This is a genomic window from Mycobacterium sp., from assembly GCF_040509115.1.
Taxonomy (GTDB): Bacteria; Actinomycetota; Actinomycetes; order Mycobacteriales; family Mycobacteriaceae; genus Mycobacterium.
In genome coordinates, this window is record NZ_JBEVLO010000261.1 from 1 (window position 1) to 5,024 (window position 5,024).

Below are 5,024 nucleotides of genomic sequence, written 5' to 3' on the forward strand. Positions count from 1 at the left end.
ACGGCAGGTGCGCGTTGAACGTCTCGCCGAGCACGCCGGCCAGCCAGGGGGCGACGGCGCCGCCCCCGAAGCGCAGGAAGCTGTAGGCGGCCGACGCGACGCCGCGCTCGACGCCCGTCGTTTCGCCGGTCGCTGCGTTCCTGCCCGCTGGAACTGCCTTCATCACGGTTTCGGTGATCAGGGTGTTGTTGACGCCGATGAAGAGGCCCGCGATGACGACGCACGTGGCGAGCAGTGCCCTGCTGTCGGTGCCGATCGCCATGACGGCAAGGAGTGCGGAGAACGCGAGCAGGTTGAGGATCAGCACGCGGATGGTGCCGAATCGGTGTTGCAGGCGCGGTGCCGCCACGACTGACGTGAACGCCAGCGCGAGGCCCCAGCCGAAGAAGATCAGCCCGATCTCGTGTGCGCTCATGTCGAGCGGGAACGGAGTGAAGGCCAGCAGCGTGAAGAAGCCGAAGTTGTAGAGCAGCGCGGTGACTCCGACGCCGAGCAACCCGCGGTGCTTCAACGCGCGGATGGGGTCGAGCAGGCTGGTGGTGTGCTTGGCGCGGGGCGTCGGGGGGAGCAGCACGGCGGTGACGACCAGCGCGATGGCCATCAGGACCGAGACACCGAAGAACGGTCCCCGCCAGGAGATCGAGCCGAGCACACCGCCGACCAGCGGGCCGACGGCGATGCCGAGCCCAAGCGCTGCCTCGTAGAGGATGATCGCCTGGGCCACCGAGCCCTTGGCCGCGTTGACGATGGTGGCCAGTGCCGTCGCGATGAACAACGCATTGCCCAGCCCCCAGAGTGCGCGCCAGCCGACGATGCCCATCACCGTGTCGGACATGCCTGCCAGTCCGGCTCCAGCGATGATGATGACCAGCCCGATCAACAGGGTGCGCTTGGGTCCGATCCGGCTGGACACCACGCCGGTGATCAGCATCGCGATGCCCATCACGGCCATGTAGCTGGTGAACAGCAGCGACACCTGCGAGGGGGTGGCGTCGAGGTTGTCGGCGATCGGCTTGAGGATGGGGTCCACCAGGCCGATGCCCATGAAGGCGACGACGGAGGCGAAGGCGACGGCCCAGACGGCCTTGGGTTGGCGCCACATGGGCGGGCTGCTCCTTTGCGGTTGGTGGGTTGGGTCAGCGATCGTGCTGCGCGTCGGTGAGGAGGGCGCGCATGACGCGGACCGCGTCGACGAGGGTCTGACGGTCGGCGTCTTCGAGGTGGTCCAGGTAGGGGTCGATGACGGCACCGCGATCGGTGCGCACCCGGGAGAGGACGTCCCTTCCCTTCGCGGTGATGCTGATCAGGACGGCGCGGGCATCGGCGGGATCCGTGATCCGCGACACCAATCCGGCCTGTTGGAGGCGGCGCACCTGAGTGGTCATCGTGGGTTGCGAGCAGTGATCGAAGGCGGCCAGGTCGGAGATGCGGGCCTCGCCCTGGTCTTCGATGGTCGACAGGAGGCGCGCCTGCGCATACGGCAGTTCCATCCTCACGCGCTGCGTGGCCAGTCGATTCAGCCTGGCAACCACCGAAAGCAGGTCGGCGGCGAGAGCGGTCTCGATCGCGGGTGGGGTCCCAGATGCAGGCATCGGTCCATATTTACATAGAGTTCCTATATACATCAAATGGAGCGCATCGTGGCGACGGTCACACCCGGCTGAGAAGGTTCTTGGTGCGGGGCTGGCAGAATCGAGAAATGGCTCAGACCGGCAGCGAGACCGGCGGCGCCGCACCAAGACGAACTGGGCGAACAACTGAACGACGAGCTGGCTCGATGCGGCCGGCCGAACTCGCACACGCGTCTGTGATGGCGGCCCTGTCCGCGGCGACCGCGATCATCGCCGTCGTCGTGCCGTTCGCCGCGGGACTATCCGTCCTCGGCACGGTTCCCATGGGCCTCCTGGCCTACCGATACCGGCTCAGGGTCCTCGTCGCCGCAACCGTCGCGGGGGGTCTCATCGCCTTCCTCATCGCCGGCTTCGGCGGCATGATGACGGTGTTCAACTGCGCCTACATCGGCGGGCTCACCGGCATCGTCAAGCGCCGCGGTCGCGGCACGCCCACCATCAGCGTCGTTGCGGTGCTGGCCGGGGGAGTGTTCGGCGTCCTCGGCATCGGCTTCCTCCTGGTGTTCTACCGCATCCGCGAGCTGGTCTTCGCGTCGATGACGGCCAACGTCAACGGGTTGGCCGCGGTCATCGAGCGCCTCGCCCGCCTCGACGCCTTCGCCGGCCTGCGCGACTTCCCACAGCTGCTGAAGGACGAGTTCGCGACCGCGCTGAGCTACTGGCCCGTTCTCATCCTCGCCTCGGGCATCCTCAGCATCACCGGCGTCACCCTCGTCGGCTGGTGGGCGTTGTCCCGGGTGCTGGTCCGCCTTTCCGGCGTCCCGGACGTGCACAAGCTCGACGCCATCGACGATCCCCGGCCCGCTGACCCCGTACCCGTCGTGCTCAGCGACGTCCGATACCGGTACGACGGCGCCGACCACGACGCCTTCGGCCCCGTGTCGATGAGGGTCGACGCAGGTGAACACCTCGCCGTCACCGGCGCCAACGGGTCAGGCAAGACCACCTTGATGCTGATGCTGGCCGGCCGCGAGCCGACGGGTGGAACCCTGGAACGGCCCGGCGCCGTCGGCCTCGGCAAGCCCGGCGGCACCGCCGTCGTCATGCAGCATCCCGAAAGCCAGGTGCTCGGCACCCGAGTCGCCGACGACGTCGTGTTCGGACTCCCGCCTGGCGCCGCCATCGACGTGGATCGGCTGCTCGCCGAGGTCGGCCTGGACGGCCTGGCCGAGCGCGACACCGGCGGGCTGTCGGGCGGCGAGCTGCAGCGGCTCGCGGTTGCGGCGGCGCTGGCTCGCGAACCGTCCCTGCTGATCGCCGACGAAGTCACCAGCATGGTGGACCAGCAGGGCAGGGAGGGCCTGATCGCCGTCCTGTCGGGACTCACCAAGAAGCACCGAATGTCGTTGGTGCACATCACGCACTTCAACGACGAAGCCGAGTCCGCTGGCCGGATCGTCGACCTCACGGGCAACGGCGGCACCGCCGACAACGTCGAGATGGTGACGACCGCGCCCGCCCCTGCGCCCACCAGCGACGCCCCCGGTCAATCCGGTTCGCCGCTGCTGGAACTCCGCGGCATCGGGCACGAGTACGGGCTGGGCACCCCATGGGCGTCCACGGCGCTGCGCGACGTCGACCTCGTGGTCAACGAGGGTGACGGCGTCCTGATCCACGGTCTCAACGGGTCCGGCAAGTCGACGTTGGCGTGGATCATGGCCGGCCTGCTGGCGCCGACCGCGGGCACCTGCCTGCTCGACGGTAAGCCGGTATCCGAACAGGTTGGCGCCGTGGCCATCTCGTTTCAAGCCGCACGCCTGCAGTTGATGCGTGGTCGGGTGGACCTGGAGATCGCCGGGGCCGCCGGACTCGACTATCACGACCATTCGCAGATCGTGCGTGCCCTGGCGATGGTCGGTCTCGATCCGACCATCGGACTGCGGCGCATCGATCAACTCAGCGGCGGGCAGATGCGCAGGGTCGTGCTGGCTGGTCTGCTGGCCCGCAAACCCCGCGTGCTCATCCTCGACGAGCCGCTGGCCGGGCTGGACGCCGCCAGTCAACGCGGGCTGCTTGGGCTGCTGTCGACCCTGCGCCGAGAGGCAGGCCTGACCGTCATCGTCATCTCCCACGACTTCTCGGGGCTGGAGGAGCTGTGCCCGCGCACCCTGCATCTGCAGAACGGCGCCGTGATGCCCGCCCCGACAACGGCGGGAGAGGTCCTGTGACCGCGACGGACAAGCGGCGCGACCGTCCACCGCGGCCGGTGGTCCTGCTGCGCCCCGTGCCGGGCCGCACCGTCATCCACCAACTATGGGCAGGCACCAAGCTGCTCGTCGTGGCCGGAATCGGCGTCCTGTTGACGCTGTACCCGGGCTGGTTGCCGATCGGGTTGGTCGGCGCGTTGGTCGTGGTGACCGCGTGGCTGGCCCACATCCCGGCCGGAGTGCTGCCGTCGGTGCCGAAATGGCTGTGGGTACTGCTGTTCATCGGGGCGTTGACCGCGTCGTTCGCCGGTGGCAGCCCGCACTTCACCGTCGGATCAGTGGATTTGGGGTTGGGCGGTCTACTGACGTTCCTCCGCGTGACCGTGCTGTCGATCGTCCTACTCGGGCTGGGCGGACTGGTGTCGTGGACCACCAACGTCGCCGAGGTCGCGCCCGCCGTAGCCAAACTCGGACGGCCGTTGCGGGCCTTCCGCATCCCCGTCGACGACTGGGCCGTGGCGATTGCCCTTGCGCTGCGTGCCTTTCCGATGTTGATCGACGAATTCCGAATCCTCTTCGCCGCCCGCAAGCTGCGGCCCCGCGAACCGGCCACCGGCGGCCGGGAGCGTAGACATCGCCTTGGCCGCGAAGTGATCGACCTGCTGGCCGCGGCCATGACGGTGACGCTGCGACGGGCCGATGAGATGGGCGACGCGATCACGGCCCGTGGTGGCGCAGGTCAGATCTCGGCGTTGCCGTCGCGACCGACGTGGATCGACGCCGTCGCGCTGGCGATCGTCCTGGCGATGGCAGGCGCATCGGTGTACGTCGAGGTGTTCACCTCGCTGGCGACCAGTCGCGTCTAGCGATCGGCAGTCGCCGACGCCTATCCGCGGCAACGCATTTGGTGTCCCACGCTCGTGGGGCGGGGACCGCTAGTTGGTCGTTGGTGGTGGGGGTTGGTAGGGGTCGTACCACCACCAGTCGGCGCGTTCTCCGGTGGGTCCGGGGCAGGGTTCGACCGCGGGTGGGGGTTGGGTTGGTGGTCGGGCGAGTGATCCTTGGCGCAGTGGTGTGCCGGTCTGGTCGAGGATGGTGAGGTGGTGGGCGTCGCCGGTGAGGGTGATGCCGCCGTGGTGGTGTAGGCGGTGATGGTGGGGGCAGAGCAGGACCAGGTTGGTCAGGTCGGTGGTGCCGCCGTCTTCCCAGTGCACCAGGTGGTGGGCGTGCAGGCCGCGGGTGGCCG

At 68.7% G+C, this 5,024-nt stretch carries 5 protein-coding genes; 2 read left to right on the top strand and 3 right to left on the bottom strand.

What is annotated here, in order from left to right; translation table 11 throughout:
* A partial coding sequence (locus tag ABW137_RS17640; protein WP_526402265.1) for an MFS transporter occupies window positions 1-1,102 on the bottom strand: 1,102 nt, incomplete at its 3' end.
* Window positions 1,103-1,136: 34 nt separating this feature from the next.
* On the bottom strand, window positions 1,137-1,592 hold the full coding sequence (locus ABW137_RS17645; protein ID WP_526402267.1) for a MarR family winged helix-turn-helix transcriptional regulator: 456 nt from the start codon (window positions 1,590-1,592) through the stop codon (window positions 1,137-1,139).
* 218 nt (window positions 1,593-1,810) lie between these two features.
* Between ABW137_RS17645 and ABW137_RS17650 the strand changes: the two genes are divergently transcribed.
* Window positions 1,811-3,799: an ABC transporter ATP-binding protein gene (locus ABW137_RS17650; RefSeq protein ID WP_526402269.1), complete on the top strand. Its 1,989-nt coding sequence runs from the start codon at window positions 1,811-1,813 to the stop codon at window positions 3,797-3,799.
* Window positions 3,796-4,644, top strand: a complete 849-nt coding sequence (locus ABW137_RS17655; protein WP_526402271.1) for an energy-coupling factor transporter transmembrane component T — start codon at window positions 3,796-3,798, stop codon at window positions 4,642-4,644. Before ABW137_RS17650 ends, ABW137_RS17655 begins: the two co-directional genes overlap by 4 nt.
* A 69-nt stretch (window positions 4,645-4,713) precedes the next feature.
* Here ABW137_RS17655 and ABW137_RS17660 read toward each other — a convergent pair.
* Window positions 4,714-5,024 (bottom strand): HNH endonuclease signature motif containing protein (locus ABW137_RS17660; RefSeq protein ID WP_526402273.1); only part of this gene is annotated, 311 nt, incomplete at its 5' end.

Bases quoted from the DNA above. Each gene is read 5' to 3' on its own strand.
- ABW137_RS17645 (WP_526402267.1), bottom strand. From the start codon at position 1,592: ATGCCTGCATCTGGGACCCCACCCGCGATCGAGACCGCTCTCGCCGCC.
- ABW137_RS17650 (WP_526402269.1), top strand. From the start codon at position 1,811: ATGGCGGCCCTGTCCGCGGCGACCGCGATCATCGCCGTCGTCGTGCCG.